The organism is Streptomyces sp. NBC_00557 (assembly GCF_036345995.1).
Taxonomy (GTDB): domain Bacteria; phylum Actinomycetota; class Actinomycetes; order Streptomycetales; family Streptomycetaceae; genus Streptomyces.
Map to the genome: position 1 here is coordinate 1983932 of NZ_CP107796.1, position 19368 is coordinate 2003299.

Here is a 19368-nt window from a genome sequence, read left to right on the forward strand (position 1 = left end):
GTTCGAACTCAGGCGTGGTGGTTCTTCTTGCTGGCCGGGTCCTTGGCCTGCTTGTCCACCGCCGCCTGACACCTCTTCAGCCATTCCTTCGGCTGAATCCGCTTCGCCATGAGCTCATTGGACGCGTTCTGGATCGCCGTGTCCATCTCGCTGTACCAGTCGGGGTACAGATACCGGAACGTGTTGGAGCCGGCCGCCTTGGAGGCCTCCACCGTCGACTGCGTACCCGGCCGCAGCTTCACGCTCGGGTCCACCCCGTCCTTCAGGATCGTCAGGGAGTTCGCCTCCTTGGCGAACAGCGTCGACCAGTCCTTGGACAGCATCCGCCGCATGAACTCCTTGGCGCCGGGCAGGTTCGCCGCCTTCGCCGGGATGATGAACGGCTCGCCGGAGCCGGCCCGGATCGCCTCGAACGGCATCTTGCTGCCGGGCAGCAGCGGCATCGGCAGGAACTTCATGTCGAAGTCGGTCGGCGTCTGCTTCAGCTGCTCGTTCTCCAGCCAGGAGCCGCAGGTGATGAACGCGGCCTTGTACTGGTTCCACCGGGTCTGCGACTCGGTGTGGGTCAGGCCGTTGGTGCCCGGCATCAACAGGCCCTTCTCGACGACCTCGTAGATCGCCTCGACGCCCGCCTGGGCCGCTTCGGAGCCGACGAACGCCTTCGGGTCGAGGTTGTCGATCGCCTTGACGGCGTCGATGCCGCCCTTCTTGGCGATGAGGTCCATGATGGCGACGTTGATGTAGTACGGGTACTTGCCCTGGTGGGCGAGGCCCCCGATGCCCTGCTTCTTGGCGTCCTGGCAGATGGCGAGGAAGTCGTCCCAGGTCTTCGGCGCCTCCCAGCCCTTCTGCTTGAAGAGCTTGCCGGAGTACCACAGGCCCCACACCGTGTAGATGTAGTTGAGGGCGACGACCTTGCCCTCCTGGACGCCCGGGTCGAGGGTGCCCGGGATCAGCGTGTCACGGACCTTCTTGCTCGGGTCGTCCACCGACGGCGCGTCCAGGACCTCGGAGAGGTCGAGCAGGGAGCCGTTCTTGTAGAGGACGTCGATCTTGATCTGCTGGGCGCCGGAGTCGTCCACGATGTCCGGCGGGTTGCCGGCGTTGAAGCGCGGCTGCAGCTTGCCGGTGATCTCCTGGGTTCCGGTGTGGGTCGAGGTGATGCCGAGCTTCTTGCTGAAGTCGGCTTCCCACGCCTTGGCGTAGTCGTCGCCGTAGCCGCCCTTGAAGACGACCACATCGAGTTTGCTGCCGCTCTTGGCGCCGAACGGATTGTCCTTGGACGACTTCCCCTTGGTGTTGCCCTCGTCCGAGCCGCCGCCCCCGCCGCCGCTCGCGCAGGCGGACAGCAGGCCCATGGCGGGCACGGACGCCAGTCCGAGCGCCGCCGAACGCTTGATCAGATCGCGGCGGCCGACACCCTCGCCACCGTGGTGCGCAGTGGATCCCATGCTCAAGTCCTCGCTTCCAGGACTCAGGCGGTGAACCGGATCCTCCCCGGCACCGCGGTCGGGTAGTGCAGGGTTGTGCGGGAAACGCCGACAGGTATAGTCCACTTCCCGCCAGCGGAGCAAGATCGAATGCAAGGTTGGCGATGGGTCTTTTCCGAGTTGAGACCTCGCGGAAATATGAGGCCCTTGTGGAGCGCCTGCGAGAAAAACCCGCCGCATAAGTGCCTGAATGCCACAGCCAACACCCTTGACACCGCCGGTCACTTGACGCCCTACTGGTTCCTGCGCACCGAAGCTGACAACGTTGTCCACGGCGGTCGCAGGAGGGGAAATCCGTAGATGCAGCGGAGAACGCGGCACAGATGGGGTCCGGCGGTCGTCCTCACGGCCGCCTTTGTCATGGCCGTCGGCGCGCAGGGCGCGGCGGTCGCCCTGCCGGCCAGGGCCCCGGTGGCGGACCGGGAGTTCGCATCCTCGTTCGAGACGGGTGATCCGGCGCCGGACTGGCTGAACACCGTCGACACCGGCCCGGACGGCGCCAAGCGCGCCTCGGGTGTCGACGGCGGCTACAGCACCGGCATACCGGGCAACGTCAACGACCATGTCACCGAGGTCAGGGCGAGCGGCGAGAACACCGGCGCGGGCGAGGTGAAGGAGAACCTGACCGACGGCGAGCCGGGCACCAAGTGGCTGACCTTCGAGCCCACCGGCTGGGCGGAGTTCGACCTCGACAAGCCCGTCAAGCTGGTGACGTACGCGCTGACCTCGGCCAACGACTACGCCGAGCGCGATCCCAGGGACTGGACGCTGCTCGGCTCCACCGACGGCAAGGACTGGAAGACGGTCGACACCCGCTCGGGCGAGACGTTCTCCGAGCGCTTCCAGACCAAGTCCTACGACCTGGACCAGCCGGCCGAGTACCAGCACTTCCGGCTGGAGGTCACGAGGAACAACGGCGCCTCGGACATCCTGCAGATCGCCGATGTGCAGTTCTCCACCGGCGGCGGGGGCGGCCCGGTGCCGCAGGACATGCTGACGCTGGTGGACAAGGGCCCGACCGCCTCGCCGACGGCGAAGGCCCGGGCCGGGTTCACCGGGAGGCGGGCGCTGCGGTACGCGGGACGGCACACGGCGGCCGGGCGGGCGTACTCGTACAACAAGGTCTTCGACGTGAACGTGAAGGTCGGCGCCGACACGGAGTTGTCGTACCGGATCTTCCCGCAGATGGCCGACGGGGACCGGGACTACGACGCCACCAACGTCTCCCTGGACCTGGCCTTCACCGACGGCACGTATCTGAGCGGTCTGGGCGCGCTGGACCAGCACGGGTTCCCGCTGTCCCCGCGCGGGCAGGGCGAGGCGAAGGCGCTGTACGTCAACCAGTGGAACAACGTGGTGGCGCGGATCGGTTCGGTGGCGGCCGGCAGGACGGTCGACCGGATCCTGGTGGGGTACGACTCCCCCGCCGGGCCGGCGAAGTTCCGCGGCTGGATCGACGACGTGTCCCTGAGGCCGGTTGCGCCCGAGCGGCCGAAGGCGCACCTGTCGGACTACGCGCTGACCACGCGCGGCACCAACTCCAGCGGCAGTTTCTCGCGCGGCAACAACTTCCCGGCGACGGCCCTTCCGCACGGTTTCAACTTCTGGACCCCGGTGACCAACGCGTCGTCGCTGAGCTGGCTGTACGAGTACGCGCGCGCGAACAACGACGACAACCTGCCGACGATCCAGGCGTTCAGCGCGAGTCATGAGCCGAGCCCGTGGATGGGCGACCGGCAGACGTTCCAGGTGATGCCGTCGGCCGCGTCGGGCACCCCGGACACCGGCCGCGAGGCGCGGGCGCTGCCGTTCCGGCACGAGAACGAGACGGCGCGGCCGTACTACTACGGGGTCCGTTTCGAGAACGGGCTCAAGGCCGAGATGACGCCGACCGACCACGCGGCGATGCTGCGCTTCACCTACCCAGGCGACGACGCGAGCGTGCTGTTCGACAACGTCACCGAGCAGGCGGGGCTGACCCTGGACAAGGACCACGGGATCGTCACCGGCTACTCGGACGTGAAGTCCGGTCTGTCGGCCGGCGCGACCCGGCTGTTCGTGTACGGCGAGTTCGACAAGCCGGTGACGGACGGCGGCTCGAGCGGGGTCAAGGGCTATCTGCGCTTCGACGCGGGCTCGAGCCGCACGGTGACCCTGCGCCTGGCGACCTCGCTGATCAGCGTGGACCAGGCGAAGGACAACCTGCGCCAGGAGATCCCGGACGGCGCCTCCTTCGGCACGGTCGAGGAGCGGGCGCAGCACGTCTGGGACAGGCTGCTCGGCAAGGTCGAGGTGGAGGGCGCGACCCCGGACCAGCTGACCACGCTGTACTCCAGCCTGTACCGGCTGTACCTGTACCCCAACTCCGGCTTCGAGAAGGTCGGGGGCACGTACCGGTACGCCTCTCCGTTCTCCCCTATGCCGAGCCAGGACACCCCGACCCACACGGGTGCGAAGATCGTGGACGGGAAGGTGTACGTCAACAACGGCTTCTGGGACACCTACCGGACGACGTGGCCGGCGTACTCGTTCCTGACGCCCTCTCAGGCGGGCGAGATGGTGGACGGGTTCGTGCAGCAGTACAAGGACGGCGGCTGGACCTCCCGCTGGTCCTCCCCCGGCTACGCGGACCTGATGACCGGCACCTCCTCGGACGTGGCGTTCGCGGACGCGTATGTGAAGGGCGTGAAGTTCGACGCGAAGGCGGCCTATGACGCGGCCCTGAAGAACGCGACCGTGGTCCCGCCGATGTCGGGCGTGGGCCGCAAGGGCATGAGCACCTCGCCCTTCCTCGGTTACACCGGCACCGACACCCCCGAGGGCCTGTCCTGGGCGATGGAGGGGTACGTCAACGACTACGGCATCGCGAGGATGGGCGAGGCCCTGTACCGGAAGACGGGTGAGAAGCACTACGAGGAGGAGTCGGAGTACTTCCTCAACCGCGCCCGGGACTATGTGAACCTCTTCGACTCCAAGGCCGGCTTCTTCCAGGGGCGGGACGCCAAGGGCGGCTGGCGGGTGGACTCCGCCGCGTACGACCCGCGCGTGTGGGGGTACGACTACACGGAGACCAACGGCTGGGGGTACGCCTTCAGCGTCCCGCAGGACAGCCGGGGCCTGGCCAACCTCTACGGCGGCCGGCAGGGGCTCGCGGACAAGCTGGACGCCTTCTTCTCCGCCCCGGAGACGGCTTCCCCGGAGTTCGTCGGCTCCTACGGCGGCGTGATCCACGAGATGACCGAGGCGCGGGACGTCCGGATGGGCATGCTCGGGCAGTCGAACCAGGTCGCGCACCATGTGGCGTACATGTACGACGCGGCCGGCGAGCCCTGGAAGACGCAGGCGGCGGTCCGGGAGATCCTCTCCCGGCTCTACCTCGGCAGCGAGATCGGGCAGGGCTACCACGGGGACGAGGACAACGGCGAGCAGTCGGGCTGGTTCCTGTTCTCGGCGCTCGGCTTCTACCCGCTGGTGATGGGCAGCGGCGAGTACGCCATCGGCTCCCCGCTGTTCAAGAAGGTCACCGTGCACCTGGAGAACGGCCGTGATCTGGTGGTCAAGGCGCCCGGCAACAGCGCCCGGAACGTCTACGTCCAGGGTGTCACCTTCGACGGCCGGCCCTGGACGTCCACGTCGCTGCCGCACGCGCTGCTGGCCAAGGGCGGGGTGCTGGAGTTCTCCATGGGGTCCAGGCCGTCCACCTGGGGCACGGGCAGGAACGCGGCGCCGGTGTCCATCACCCAGGACGACAAGGTGCCGGCGCCCCGGTCGGACGTGCTGAAGGGCGACGGCCCGCTGTTCGACGACACCTCGGCGACGGACGCCACGGTCACCTCCGTGGACCTGCCGGTGGACCGGGCCGTCACGCCCGTCCAGTACACGCTGACCTCCTCGGCCGACCGCACCAAGGCGCCGGCCGGCTGGACGCTGCAGGGCTCCACGGACGGCGCCACCTGGCAGACCCTGGACCACCGCTCCGGGGAGACGTTCACCTGGGACCGCCAGACCCGGGCGTTCACGATCGCCGCGCCGGGCAGGTACACGAAGTACCGGCTGGTGCTGGACGGTGCGTCGACGCTGGCGGAGGTGGAGCTGCTGGCCTGACGCGTACCGGCGGGAGTGCGAGCGGCCGTCCTCTGCGAGGGGACGGCCGCTCTTCGTCGTCGTTCCCGCCCTCGTGCCCCAAACCTGTTGACATCGTTGTCGGTTGCCGAGGTAGAGTCATGTACCGGCCATGGACAACGTTGTCGCCGAGCTGCGGCAGAAACTGTGTCCGACATCACAATCCAGCACCTTCCGGGCGGGTTCTCCGAACCCCCCTCCCCGCCCGGCTCGCGGACCCGGTGCGCCTGGACGCCGGGTCCGCCCAGAGCACAGGCGCAGGGCGCCCGGAGAATGTGTGATTCGCCTCAGCCTCTGTTCTCACGCCTGCGACCTGCGTCGATTCGACTCCGGCAGGAAGGGGCGTGCGGCCGGCCGGCGGCCCAGCCATAGCCACACGGGGATACGAATGCTACAAAGGCCGCATGTCGGACACCCCTGGCCGAGCCAAGCGTCCTTCTTGGCGGTCTGTGATCGGCAAGTGCCCACGAAGCGTCGCCGGGCAGGTCTTCGTCCTGCAGGCGGCTCTCGTCGCGGCGCTCGTGCTGTGCGCCGTCGTCGCCCTGGTCCTGCAGTCGCAGCGGGACACGGGCACCGAGGCTCGACGCCGTTCCATCGCCGTCGCCCAGACCTTCGCGCACTCCCCGGGCATCCTGCAGGCGCTGAAGGCCCCGCACCCCACCCAGATCCTCCAGCCGCTCACCGAGGCGGGACGCAAGACGGCCGGCGTCGACTTCATCGTGGTCATGAACACACACGGCATCCGCTACACCCACCCGATACCGAGCAAGATCGGGCACCGGTTCGTGGGCACGATCGGGCCCTCGCTGGCCGGCAGGGTCTACACGGAGAGCGTCCACGGACCGCTCGGCCATGAGGAGCAGGCGACCGTTCCGATCAAGGACACGCACGGCAAGGTCGTCGCTCTGGTCTCCGCCGGGCTGAAGGTCAAGAACATCACCAACGCCGTGGACCGGCAGCTGCCCATCATCCTGGGGGCCGGGGCCGGTGCGCTGGTGGTGTCGACCGGAGGCACGGCGCTGATGAGCCGGCGGCTGCGGCGGCAGACGCACAGCCTGGCCCCGGACGAGATGACACGCATGTACCAGCATCACGACACGGTGCTGCACGCGGTGCGCGAAGGAGTCCTCATCGTCGGCGCCGACGGCCGGCTGCTGCTGGTCAACGACGAGGCCCGGCGGCTGCTGGAGCTGCCCGCCGAGGCCGAGGGCCGGCGGGTGTCCGAGCAGCCGGGCCTGGAACCCGACATCGTGGAGCTGCTCGCCTCCGGACGCGAGGCCAGTGACGAGGTGCTCTTCGCCGGCGAACGGCTGCTGGCGGTCAACCAGCGGCCCACGGACCACGCCGGAGGCCCCGGAGGGACCGTGGTCACCCTGCGGGACTCCACCGAGCTCCAGGCGGTGTCCGGTCGGGCGGAGGCCGCCAGAGAGCGGCTCAAGCTGCTCTACGACGCCGGTCTGGGCATCGGCGCCACGCTGGACGCGGGACGCACGGCCGCGGAGCTGGCGCGGGTCGCCGTGCCGCGGTTCGCCGACTTCGTCACCGTGGACCTGGCGGACGCCGTGCTGCACGGCGAGGATCCGGCCGCCACCGCGACGGACATGCGCCGCGTCGCCGTCCACGGCGTCCGGGACGACCACCCGCTCTACGAGAAGGACCGGCTGATCGACTTCCTGCCGTCCACGCCCCACGGCCGGGGGTACAGCACCGGCCACGCGGAGCTGGTGCCCGACCTGTCCACCGTGCAGGACTGGCGGGCGCAGGATCCGCAGCGCGCCAGGGCCATCCTCGACTACGGCATCCAGTCGCTCATCGTCGCTCCGATCCGGGCCCGCGGCGCGGTACTGGGCATGGCGACGTTCTGGCGTGCCAAGCGGGACCCCTTCGACGAGGAGGACCTGTCGCTCGCGGAGGAGCTGGTGGCGCGCGCCGCCGTCAGCATAGACAACGCGCGCCGCTACGCCCGTGAGCACGCACTGGCGGTCACCCTGCAGCGCAGCCTGCTGCCGCGGGCGCTGCCGGAGCAGAACGCCCTCGACGTCGGCTACTGCTACCTGCCCGCGCAGAGCGGGGTGAGCGGGGACTGGTTCGACGTGATCCCGCTGTCCGGGAGCCGGGTGGCCCTGGTCGTCGGCGACGTGGTCGGCCACGGCCTGCACGCCGCCGCCACGATGGGGCGGCTGCGGACCGCGGTGCACAACTTCTCCGCTCTCGACCTGTCGCCCGACGAGCTGCTGAGCCATCTGGACGACCTGGTCGGCCGCATCGACCAGGACGAGGCGTGCGCGGAGGCGGCCAGGGAGATCGCCGGCGCCACCTGTCTGTACGCGATCTACGACCCGGTGACGCGCCGGTGCACGATGGCGCGGGCAGGGCATCTGGCGCCCGCCCTGGTCCACCCCGACGGGACCGTCACCTTCGCGGACGTGCCCGCCGGGCCTCCGCTGGGCATCGGGGGCCTGCCGTTCCGGACGGCCGAGCTGGAGCTGGCCGAGGGCACCCGGCTGGTGCTCTACACCGACGGCCTCATCGAGAACCGCACCCGTGACCTGGACGTGAGCATGGACCTGCTGCGGCAGGCGCTGGCGGCCCATGCCGGCCGGCCGCCGGACGGGATGTGCCAGGATGTGCTGGACGAGCTGCTGCCCGAAGGAGCCACGGACGACGTGGCGCTGCTGGTCGCGCACACCCGGGCGCTGCCCCCCGGCCAGGTCGCCGACTGGGACGTGCCGCCCGATCCGGCGGCCGTGGCGGACATGCGCGTGGCGGTGACCGAGAAGCTCGGGGAATGGGGACTCGCCGAACTCGGCTTCGCGACGGAACTGGTGCTCAGCGAACTGGTCACCAACGCCATCCGGCACGGCGCCGAGCCGATCCATGTGCGGCTGATCCGCGACCGCACGCTGATCTGCGAGGTGGCGGACGGCAGCAACACCGCGCCGCATCTGCGGTACGCCGCGACGACCGACGAGGGCGGCCGCGGCCTGTTCCTGGTCTCGCAGATGACCGAGCGGTGGGGCGTCAGGTACAGCCCGCGGGGCAAGGTGATCTGGGCGGAGCAGGAGCTGCCGTAGCGAGGCCGAGGGCCGCACCCCCGGTGCCGGGGGTGCGGCCCTGACCGCTGGGTGGGGGGTGCGGCCCTGACCGCTGGGTGGCCTGCCGCCTACTTGCGGATCAGGTTGCGCAGCACGTACTGCATGATGCCGCCGTTGCGGTAGTAGTCGGCCTCACCGGGGGTGTCGATGCGGACGACCGCGTCGAACTCGACACCGGTGTCGGTGGTGACCTTCACCGTGCGCGGGGTACGGCCCTCGTTCAGCTCGGTGACGCCGGTGATGGAGAAGGCCTCCTCGCCGGTCAGGCCGAGCGACTGGGCGCTGGCGCCCTCCGGGAACTGCAGCGGCAGCACGCCCATGCCGATGAGGTTCGAGCGGTGGATGCGCTCGTACGACTCGGCGATGACGGCCTTGACGCCGAGGAGCGCGGTGCCCTTGGCCGCCCAGTCGCGGGACGAGCCGGAGCCGTACTCCTTGCCGGCCAGGACGACCAGCGGGATGCCGGCGGCCTGGTAGTTCTGCGAGGCGTCGTAGATGAAGGAGACCGGGCCGCCCTCCTGCGTGAAGTCACGCGTGTAGCCGCCCTCGGTGCCCGGCGCGATCTGGTTGCGCAGGCGGATGTTGGCGAACGTGCCGCGGATCATGACCTCGTGGTTGCCGCGGCGGGAGCCGTAGCTGTTGAAGTCGCGGCGCTCGACGCCGTGCTCCGTGAGGTACTTGCCGGCCGGGGTGTCGGCCTTGATGGCACCGGCCGGGGAGATGTGGTCGGTGGTGACCGAGTCGCCCAGCTTGGCGAGGACCCGGGCGCCGGTGATGTCCTCGACCGGGGCCGGCTCCATGCCCATGCCCTCGAAGTACGGGGGCTTGCGGACGTAGGTGGACTGCGGGTCCCACTCGAACGTGTTGCCGGTCGGGACCGGCAGCGACTGCCACTGGGCGTCGCCCGCGAAGACGTCGCTGTAGGACTTGGCGAACATGTCCTCGCCGATGGCGTTCGCGACGACGTCGTTGACCTCGGCCTCGGTCGGCCAGATGTCCTTCAGGTAGACCGGGTTGCCGTCCTGGTCGGTGCCCAGGGCCTCGCGGGTGATGTCCACCTTCATGGAGCCCGCGATGGCGTAGGCGACGACCAGCGGCGGGGACGCCAGGTAGTTCATCTTGACGTCGGGGTTGATCCGGCCCTCGAAGTTGCGGTTGCCGGACAGGACCGAGACGACGGCGAGGTCGTTGTCGTTGACCGCCTTGGAGACCTCCTCCGGCAGCGGGCCGGAGTTGCCGATGCAGGTGGTGCAGCCGTAGCCGACGAGGTTGAAGCCCAGCTTGTCCAGGTACGGGGTGAGGCCGGCCTTCTCGAAGTAGTCGGTGACGACCTTGGAGCCCGGGGCGAGGGTGGACTTGACCCACGGCTTGCGGGTCAGGCCCTTCTCGACCGCCTTCTTGGCGACCAGGGCGGCGCCGATCATGACGTACGGGTTGGAGGTGTTGGTGCAGGAGGTGATGGCCGCGACCGTCACCGCACCGTGGTCCAGCTCGTAGGTGGTGCCGTCGGGGGCGGTCACCGGGACCGGGTTGGACGGGACCGCACCGGTGCCCTGGCCGTGCTGCGGGGCGCCGGCGCCGTTCTCCTCGTGGCCGTAGGCCGGGGAGTCGGAGGCCGGGAAGGACTCGGCGCTTGCCTCGTCGACCACGGAGGCGGCGGCGGCCGGGGTCTGGGCGACGGGCGCCTCGACGTAGTTGAGGACGTCCTTGGCGAACTGCTGGGCGGCCTCGGCCAGGACGATGCGGTCCTGCGGGCGCTTCGGGCCGGCGATGGACGGCACGACCGTGGACAGGTCCAGCTCGAGCTTCTCGGAGAAGTCCGGCTCGGCCTTCGGGTCCAGCCAGAGGCCCTGGGCCTTGGCGTAGGCCTCGACCAGCGCGACCTGCTGCTGGGAACGGCCGGTCAGGCGCAGGTAGTTCAGGGTCTCGTCGTCGATCGGGAAGATCGCGGCGGTGGAGCCGAACTCCGGCGACATGTTGCCGATGGTGGCGCGGTTGGCGAGCGAGGTGGCGGCCACGCCCTCGCCGTAGAACTCCACGAACTTGCCGACCACACCGTGCTTGCGGAGCATCTCGGTGATGGTGAGCACGAGGTCGGTGGCGGTGGTGCCGGGCTGCAGCTCACCGGTGAGCTTGAAGCCGACGACGCGCGGGATGAGCATGGAGACCGGCTGGCCGAGCATGGCGGCCTCGGCCTCGATGCCGCCGACGCCCCAGCCGAGGACGCCGAGGCCGTTGACCATCGTGGTGTGCGAGTCGGTGCCGACCAGGGTGTCCGGGTAGGCCTTGCCGTCGCGGACCATCACGACCCGGGCCAGGTGCTCGATGTTGACCTGGTGGACGATGCCGGTGCCGGGGGGTACGACCTTGAACTCGTCGAAGGCGGTCTGGCCCCAGCGCAGGAACTGGTAGCGCTCCTTGTTGCGGCCGTACTCCAGCTCGACGTTCTGCTGGAAGGCGTCGTTGGTGCCGAACTTGTCGGCGATGACGGAGTGGTCGATGACCAGCTCGGCCGGGGCCAGCGGGTTGATCTTCGCCGGGTCGCCGCCCAGCTCCTTCACGGCCTCGCGCATGGTCGCGAGGTCCACGACGCAGGGCACGCCGGTGAAGTCCTGCATGATCACGCGGGCCGGCGTGAACTGGATCTCCTGGCTGGGCTGGGCCTGGGAGTCCCAGCCGCCGAGGGCGCGGATGTGGTCGGCGGTGATGTTCGCGCCGTCCTCCGTGCGGAGCAGGTTCTCCAGCAGGACCTTGAGGCTGTACGGCAGGCGGGCCGAGCCCTCCACCTTGTCCAGCCGGAAGATCTCGTACGACTCGTCGCCCACCTGCAGCGTGCTGCGGGCGTCGAAGCTGTTCGCCGACACGACAGTCTCCTTCATTGATGTGCGCGTACCACCGTCCATCGTGCCGCCACTCCGGTCTGGCCGATCCGCTGAGGTAAGGCTAAGTTAGGTAACCCTTAGTGGCTGGCGCCGCGGTGCGCCTGGCAGATATCTCGATGTCGAGATAACTCTAGTACATGGGGGCCGGATGGTCATGCCCGGACACCCCCTCCACGCCGGCCGCGGCGCGAGGGGTCGCGCAATGCACCTAATTCACCTCCTAAGGTGAGAATGAGGCTGAAATCGGGCACTCGCCGCCAAACGGGCGTACTGCCGCGTTTCCGCAGGTCGTTGACGTGTCGTCACCCGAATGGCCCCCTATGACGGGCGGCATCTCATATCTGAGATAGCCTCAACCTCATGGCAGACGACTACCTCGTACGCATCGGCAAGCTCATCCGTGACGCCCGGCAGCACCGGGGCTGGACACAGACACAGCTCGCCGAGGCGCTCGGTACCAGCCAGAGCGCGGTCAACCGCATCGAGCGCGGCAACCAGAACATCAGCCTTGAGATGATCGCCCGCATCGGTGAGGCCCTGGACAGCGAGATCGTGTCGCTGGGATACGCGGGGCCGATGCATCTGCGCGTCGTCGGCGGCCGCCGGCTCTCCGGGGCCATCGACGTCAAGACGAGCAAGAACGCCTGCGTGGCGCTGCTGTGCGCCTCGCTGCTGAACAAGGGGCGCACGGTGCTGCGCCGGGTCGCGCGCATCGAGGAGGTGTACCGCCTGCTGGAGGTGCTGAACTCCATCGGCGTGCGCACCCGCTGGATCAACGACGGCGTCGACCTGGAACTGGTGCCCCCGGCCGAGCTGGACATGGCCGCCATCGACGCCGAGGCCGCCGTGCGCACCCGCTCCATCATCATGTTCTTCGGCCCGCTGCTGCACCGCATGGACGCCTTCAAGCTGCCCTACGCCGGCGGCTGCGACCTCGGTACGCGCACCATCGAGCCGCACATGATCGCGCTGCGCCGGTTCGGCCTGGACATCGCCGCCACCGAGGGCCAGTACCATGCGCGGGTCGACCGCACGGTGCGACCCGACCGCCCGATCGTGCTGACCGAGCGCGGCGACACCGTGACCGAGAACGCGCTGCTGGCCGCCGCCCGGCACGACGGCGTGACCGTCATCCGCAACGCCTCCTCCAACTACATGGTCCAGGACCTGTGCTTCTTCCTGGAGGCCCTCGGCGTGAAGGTGGAGGGCATCGGCACCACCACGCTGACCGTGCACGGCGTGCCGGACATCGACGTCGACGTGGACTACTCCCCCTCCGAGGACCCGGTCGAGGCGATGAGCCTGCTGGCCGCCGCGGTCGTCACCGAGTCGGAGCTGACGGTCCGCCGGGTCCCCATCGAGTTCCTGGAGATCGAGCTGGCGGTCCTGGAGGAGATGGGCCTCGACCACGACCGCAGCCCCGAGTACGTCGCGGACAACGGCCGCACCCGCCTGGTCGACCTCACCGTCCGCCCCTCCAAGCTCGAAGCCCCGATCGACAAGATCCACCCCATGCCCTTCCCGGGCCTGAACATCGACAACGTCCCGTTCTTCGCGGCGATCGCGGCCGTCGCGCAGGGCAAGACCCTCATCCACGACTGGGTCTACGACAACCGCGCGATCTACCTGACCGACCTCAACCGCCTGGGCGGCCGCCTGCAGTTGCTGGACCCCCACCGGGTGCTGGTCGAGGGCCCGACCCGCTGGCGCGCCGCCGAGATGATGTGCCCGCCGGCGCTGCGCCCCGCCGTGGTCGTCCTGCTGGCGATGATGGCCGCCGAGGGCACGTCGGTGCTGCGCAACGTCTACGTCATCAACCGGGGTTACGAGGACCTCGCCGAGCGCCTGAACTCGGTGGGGGCGCAGATCGAGACGTTCCGGGACATCTGACCCCGGCCGGCGCGGGTGGCCGAGGGCTGCCCGCGCCGGTGCGCCGCGCGGTGTCAGCCCGCCACCACCGCCTCCGCCGCCGCCACCGCGCACACCCGGGCCGCGCCGTAGGTGGTGATGTGCAGGGCGCCGCGCGGGGCGGCTCCGGGCAGGCCCATCTCCACGACGACCGTGTCGGGGCGGGCGGCGAGCAGGGTGTCGAGGGCGGCGCGCATCCAGGGGTGCCGGTGTTCGTCGCGGACCACGGCGACGATCCGGCGGCCGCCGGCGGCGGCGAGGGCGTCGGCGCCCGCGGTGTCGCCGGTGAAGGAGCCGGAGGCGGTGCCGGGCAGCAGTCGCCGCAGTTCGGCGGCCACGCCCCAGGGGGTCTGGTCGCCGACGGCGATGTTGCGGGCCGGCTCGAACCGGGCGACGTACACCGGCGCGGTGACCGGCGCGGCGGCGCCCGCGCGGGTCACGGTGAGCGCGCGGCGGGCCGCGGTCAGGCCGATCTCCGGGTCGGGCGCGGTGGCCGCCGCGCGGCCGCGGGCCCGCGCCGTCCACCGGGCCAGCTCACGCACCCGTGCGGCCGCGTCGGCGAGCCGTTCCTCGGGCAGTTCGCCGGAGCGCACGGCGGCCACGAGCGCGTCCCTCAGCCGCAGCACGGTGCCCTCGTCGCACAGTCCGCCGCCCACGCAGATGGCGTCGGCGCCGGCCGCGATCGCCAGGACCACGCCGTGCTCCAGGCCGTAGGTGCCGGAGATGGCGCGCATCTCCATGCCGTCGGTGACGATCAGCCCCTGGTAGCCGAGTTCCTCGCGGAGCAGGCCGGTCAGCACGCGGTGGGAGAGGGTGCCGGGGCGGTCGGGGTCGAGGGCGGGGACGAGGATGTGCGCGCTCATGACGGCCCGGGTGCCGGCGGCGATGGCCGCGCGGAACGGGGGCAGTTCGCGCTCGTACAGCGTTTTCGCGTCGACGTCGATGCGGGGCAGCGCGTGGTGGGAGTCGACGGCCGTGTCGCCGTGGCCGGGGAAGTGCTTGGTGCAGGCGGCGACGCCGGTGGACTGCAGGCCCTCGACCCAGGCGGCGGTGTGCCGGGCGACCAGGTCGCTGCTCGCGCCGAAGGAGCGCACCCCGATGACGGGGTTGTCGGGGTTGGCGTTGACGTCGGCGGAGGGCGCCCAGTCGAAGTTGACGCCGCAGGCCGCGAGGCGCCGGCCCAGTTCGCGGCTGACGGCGCGGGTGAGGCCGGGGTCGTCGACGGCGCCGAGGGCGTGGTTGCCGGGGAAGGAGGAGCCGGTGCGCACGTCGAGGCGGGTGACGTCGCCGCTCTCCTCGTCGATGGCGACGAGCAGGTCGTCGCGTTCGGCCCGCAACTGGGCGGTGAGCGCGGTGACCTGGTCCTCGGAGACGACGTTGCGGCCGAACAGGGCGACGGAGGCGAGCCCTTCGCCGAGGCGGCGGCGCACCCAGTCGGGCGCGGTGGTGCCGTCGAACCCCGGCTGCAGCACGGCGAGGGCGTCCCGGGTGAGGGTGTCCGTGCCCGTGGCGAGTGTGGTCATCGGCGGGGTCATCCCTTCACGGCGCCGTCGGTCAGGCCGCTGACGGCCTTGCGTTGCAGGAAGACGAAGAGGATCAGGATGGGCAGCGCGAACAGGGACGAGGCTGCCATGGTGGCGCCCCAGTCGTCGCCGAAGGCGGTCTGGAACTGCGACAGCCACAGCGGCAGGGTCTGCTTCTCGATGTCCTTGTTGAGGATCAGGACGAGCGGGAACTCGTTCCAGGCGGTGATGAAGCCGAACAGCGAGGTGGCCATCAGGCCGGGCGCGAGCAGCGGGAAGATCACCCTGACGAAGGCCTGCATGCGGGTGCAGCCGTCGACCATGGCCGACTCCTCCAGCTCCTTCGGTACGGCGGCGACGTAGCCGCGCAGGGTCAGGATGGTCAGCGGAAGCACCATCATCGTGTAGAAGACGGTGAGCGGCACCAGGCTGTTGAGCATGTCGTCGTCGCGGACGATCATGTAGATGGCGATGATCATGACCTCCCAGGGGGCCATCTGCGCCAGCATGAAGGTCACGATGAGCCCGCGCCGGCCCCGGAACCGCATCCGGGCGAGGGCGAAGGCCGCGAACAGGGCGATGACGAGCGAGCACAGCACCGAACAGACGGTGACCGTGACGGAGTTGAGGACCAGCGTCCAGAAGTGGTCGGCGTGCACGGCCCGGTCGAAGTGGCCGAGGGTGACGTCCGTCGGGAACCACACGGGGTTCTCCGCGATGATGTCGCCGGTCGGCTTGAAGGCCGTGGCGAACATCCAGTAGACGGGGAACACGAAGCCGGCGAAGAGGACGACGGCGGTCGCGTTGGGCCAGATACGGCCGAAGAGCGAGCGCTTCACAGCTCGTCCTCCTCTTGCTTGAGCACCATGCGCAGGTAGTACGAGGTGATGACGAGCAGGACCAGGATGGTCAGGAAGGAGATCGCCGCGCCGACCCCGAAGTGCTGGTTGCCGACGCCCTCGACGTAGGCGTAGATCGGCAGGGTCTCGGTGAGCCGGTCCGGGCCGCCCGCGTTCATGGCGAAGAGCTGCGGGAACGCCTTGAAGACCCAGATGACCTCGAGGAAGGTCGTGGAGTACAGGAACGGCCGCAGGAAGGGCAGGGTCACCGAGGAGAAGCTCTGCCAGGCGCCGGCGCCGTCCAGGGCGGCGGCCTCGTACAGCTCCCTGGGGATGGTGGTGGTCGCGGCGTACAGGTTGATCGCGACGAACGGCACCGACATCCAGACGATGAGCAGGGTGACCACGGAGAAGGTGGAGAACTGGGTGCCGAGCCAGTTGTAGTCGGCCATGGAGTGCCAGCCGAGCTTGTCCAGGACCCAGTTGACGACGCCGAAGCGCTGCGCGAACAGCCACTGGTAGACGGTGGTGGCCGCGATGACCGGCATGGCCCAGGCCAGGACGAGGCCCATCATCAGCGTCAGCCGCATCTTCTTGCCGAGGCGGGCCAGCAGCAGTCCGACGAGGGTGCCGAACACCATGATCAGGACGACGTTGGCGGCGGTGAACAGGACGGTGCGCTCGACGACCTTCCAGAAGTCCGGACCGGTCAGGACCTCCTTGTAGTTGTCGACGCCGTTCCACTCGGTGAGGTGCTGGATGAGCTGGCGCGGGTTGAGGTTCTGGAACGACAGCATGCCGTTCTTGACCAGGGGCCAGCCGAGCAGGACCAGGGTGGCCAGCAGCGCCGGGAGCAGCAGGAGATATGGGGTGGCGGCACCGCGGCGGGAGGGGGATCCGAAGGCGCGCTCCGCGCCCCGTGGCGGCCCCGGTGTCCGGGCCTTGCGGACAGCGGGCTCCCCGGCCGTGTCCGTGCCTTGGGTCTGCACTGACATGAGGTGTCATCTCTTCCGTGGCCGAACCGGCCGTACGAACGGCTGGGCCGGGGGCGCCTGCCGCGGCGCCCCCGGCGCGGGTCGTCAGTTCTGCTGGGCCAGGCGCTTGTCGATCTCGGACTGGACGTCCTTGGCGGCCGCGGCGGGAGCCTTACCGTTGAGCACGGCGGTCATGTAGGACTTGATGGGGTTCGGGGTGTTCTCCACCGCGGCCCACTCCGGGATCAGCGGGGTGGTGCCGCCGGCGGCGGCGGCGGGCGCGGCGGCCTCGGCGGCGCCGTTGCCCTTCAGGTTGCTCTGCAGCGACGTCTTGTTGGGGATGACGCCGTTGAGCTTGGCCAGTTCGCCCTCGTACTGGTCGGACAGGGCGATCTTCAGGAACTCCTTGGCGAGGGACTGCTTCTTGCTGTTCTGGGCGACGGCGAGGTTGGAGCCGCCGAGGAAGACGCCCTCGGGCTTGTCGGCCGTGGCGCCCGGGATGGTGAAGTAGCCGATCTGCTTCTCGATGGACTTGTTGGCCTGGATCGCGGTACCGGCCTCCCAGCCCATGCCGATGAACGCGCCGGTCTTGCCCTTGGCGAAGATCGTGGCCTGCTGCGGGGTGGCCTCGTCCTTGTCCTTGGGGGCCCTGGAGTAGGAGGCGTACCTCTTGTAGAGCTCCATGGCCGCGGCGACCTTGGGGTCGGCGAGGTTGGAGACGTACTTGTCGCCCTGCTTCTTCACCAGGTCGCCGCCCTGGCCGATGATCAGGCCGTCGAGGAAGTACCAGTTCTGGCCCGGCAGGTAGAGCGGCTCGGCGTCGGTCTTCTTGCCGATGGTGTCCAGGTCCTTGAAGAACTCGTCGCGGGTCTTCGGGGTGGACTTGATGCCGGCCTTCGCCCAGATCGCCTTGTTGTAGATGACCACGCGGTTGGCGAAGTACCAGGGGGCGGCGTACTGCTTGCCGTCGTACACGGAGGACTGGGAGACGGACGGCGTCCAGTCGGCGCCGATCGCCTTCTTGACGTCGGAGAGGTCGGCGAGGCCGCCGGTGGCCGCGTAGGCCGGGGTCTGGGTGTTGCCGACCTCCAGGACGTCCGGCGGGTTGTCCTCGGAGAGCGCGGTGGTGATCTTCTGCTGGATCCCGTCCCACTTCTGGGTCTCGAACTTCAGCTTCGCGCCGGTCTTCTTCTCGAAGGCGGCCTGGACGTCCTTGCTCCACTGCGGCGGAGCGGAGCCGTCCATGGTCCAGACGGTGAGCGTCTGGCCCTTCCAGCTGCTCGGTCCCGCGTCCTTGGAGCCGTCCTTGCCGCCGTTTCCGCCACACGCCGCAACGGAGACCATCATGCCCGCGATCACGATCGCGGCAGCGAGCTTGCGCTTCACGCCACCCTCCTCAGGGATGCCACTAATCCCCCCACGCCCTCGGCGGTGACCTGCGTACGACGCTGTTGCACGTAGGGCTCGGGACCTGGCCACTAATGGTGTAGACCAGTACGGTGGAGCTTGGCCTAGACCTTTCGGGGTGTCAAGGGTGGTCAACCGAGCCGATTCCGGCCGTTACGAGAACGTCACCGGAGCGCCTCCGTCCGCATCCGCCCCTTTCGCCCCGCGTTGGACCGGACCACGGTCGGCCAGGCGAGTTGGACTAGACCATAGGGCAGTTGGTCGCTATAACGGGAGACCGTCGGCACGGCCGGGAAGGCAGGCATGACCATCGACGTCAGCGGCGCGCGCGTGCCGAAGTACTACCGGATCAAGCAGCAGCTCCTCGCCATGGCCGAGGCGCTGCAGCCCGGTTCGGCCATGCCGGCCGAGCGGCTGCTCGCGGTCCGGTTCGGCACCTCGCGGACCACCGTGCGGCAGGCGCTCACCGAACTCGTGGGCGAGGGCCGCCTGGACCGGATCCAGGGCAAGGGCACCTTCGTCTCCCCGCCCAAGCTCTACCGCACGCTGCAGCTGACCTCGCACACCGAGGACATGCGCGCCCAGGGCCTGACGCCCTCCTCGCAGGTGCTGGACCTCGGCGAGGCCGAGGCCGACCAGCGGCTCGCCGAGCTGCTCGGCATCGCGGCGGGCGAGCGCGTGCTGCGCATCGAGCGGCTGCGGCTGGCCGGCGGCGAGCCCATGGCGATCGAGACCACCCATCTGTCCGCACGCCGCTTCCCCGGACTGCGCGGCACCCTGGCGACGCACCCCTCGCTCTACACGGCGCTCGCCGAGGTGTACGGCGTCCGGCTCGCGGAGGCCGACGAGACCATCGAGACCTCGCTGTCGACCCCGCGCGAGGCGCAGTTGCTCGGCACGGACGTGGGCCTGCCGATGCTGCTGCTCTCCCGGCACTCGCGGGACGCGGCGGGCGCCCCGGTGGAGTGGGTGCGCTCGGTGTACCGAGGCTCGCGCTACAAGTTCGTGGCCGCCCTGCGCCGGCCGGCGGGAGAAACGGGACCGCGGCGACCGGTCCGCTGAGGGGCCGGGGGCGGCCGGTCCGCTGAAGGGACTCCGGCAACCGATCCACTGAAGGGACCCCGGCAA

General features: G+C 69.8%; 10 protein-coding genes. 4 read left to right on the plus strand and 6 right to left on the minus strand.

The window, feature by feature from the left end; all coding sequences use genetic code 11:
- Window positions 1-8 precede the first annotated feature (8 nt).
- Window positions 9-1451, minus strand: a complete 1443-nt coding sequence (ngcE, locus tag OG956_RS08060) for an N-acetylglucosamine/diacetylchitobiose ABC transporter substrate-binding protein (RefSeq protein WP_330337259.1) — start codon at window positions 1449-1451, stop codon at window positions 9-11.
- 339 nt (window positions 1452-1790) lie between these two features.
- Here ngcE and OG956_RS08065 point away from each other — a divergent pair, with 339 nt between their 5' ends.
- Both OG956_RS08065 and OG956_RS08070 read left to right on the plus strand, forming a co-directional pair.
- On the plus strand, window positions 1791-5594 hold the full coding sequence (locus OG956_RS08065; protein ID WP_330337260.1) for a GH92 family glycosyl hydrolase: 3804 nt from the start codon (window positions 1791-1793) through the stop codon (window positions 5592-5594).
- Between the two features lie 422 nt (window positions 5595-6016).
- Window positions 6017-8686 carry a SpoIIE family protein phosphatase gene (locus OG956_RS08070; protein ID WP_330337261.1) on the plus strand — a complete coding sequence of 890 codons (2670 nt, stop codon included), beginning with the start codon at window positions 6017-6019 and terminating at the stop codon, window positions 8684-8686.
- An 89-nt stretch (window positions 8687-8775) separates the two neighbouring features.
- Here OG956_RS08070 and OG956_RS08075 read toward each other — a convergent pair whose 3' ends face one another.
- A complete protein-coding gene (locus tag OG956_RS08075) occupies window positions 8776-11571 on the minus strand; it encodes an aconitate hydratase (protein WP_330337262.1) in 2796 nt (931 codons plus the stop codon).
- A gap of 378 nt (window positions 11572-11949) precedes the next feature.
- On the opposite strand from OG956_RS08075, the gene OG956_RS08080 reads away from it, so the two are divergent.
- Window positions 11950-13479: a helix-turn-helix domain-containing protein gene (locus tag OG956_RS08080; protein ID WP_330337263.1), complete on the plus strand. Its 1530-nt coding sequence runs from the start codon at window positions 11950-11952 to the stop codon at window positions 13477-13479.
- A gap of 53 nt (window positions 13480-13532) precedes the next feature.
- On the opposite strand, the gene OG956_RS08085 is transcribed toward OG956_RS08080, so the two are convergent.
- The 4 genes from OG956_RS08085 to OG956_RS08100 all read right to left on the minus strand — a co-directional run bounded on the left by OG956_RS08085 (window position 13533) and on the right by OG956_RS08100 (window position 18219).
- Window positions 13533-15020 (minus strand): glycoside hydrolase family 3 protein, encoded by a 1488-nt coding sequence (locus OG956_RS08085; protein WP_330337264.1) that lies wholly within the window; start codon window positions 15018-15020, stop codon window positions 13533-13535.
- A gap of 8 nt (window positions 15021-15028) precedes the next feature.
- On the minus strand, window positions 15029-15859 hold the full coding sequence (locus OG956_RS08090) for a carbohydrate ABC transporter permease (protein ID WP_330337265.1): 831 nt from the start codon (window positions 15857-15859) through the stop codon (window positions 15029-15031).
- Window positions 15856-16854 (minus strand): carbohydrate ABC transporter permease, encoded by a 999-nt coding sequence (locus OG956_RS08095; protein ID WP_330337266.1) that lies wholly within the window; start codon window positions 16852-16854, stop codon window positions 15856-15858. The genes OG956_RS08090 and OG956_RS08095 overlap by 4 nt, the downstream gene beginning before the upstream one ends.
- Before the next feature lie 84 nt (window positions 16855-16938).
- Window positions 16939-18219: an extracellular solute-binding protein gene (locus OG956_RS08100; RefSeq protein ID WP_330337267.1), complete on the minus strand. Its 1281-nt coding sequence runs from the start codon at window positions 18217-18219 to the stop codon at window positions 16939-16941.
- 324 nt (window positions 18220-18543) lie between these two features.
- Here OG956_RS08100 and OG956_RS08105 point away from each other — a divergent pair, with 324 nt between their 5' ends.
- Complete coding sequence (locus OG956_RS08105; protein WP_330337268.1) at window positions 18544-19302, plus strand: GntR family transcriptional regulator; 759 nt, start codon at window positions 18544-18546, stop codon at window positions 19300-19302.
- Window positions 19303-19368: the final 66 nt, after the last annotated feature.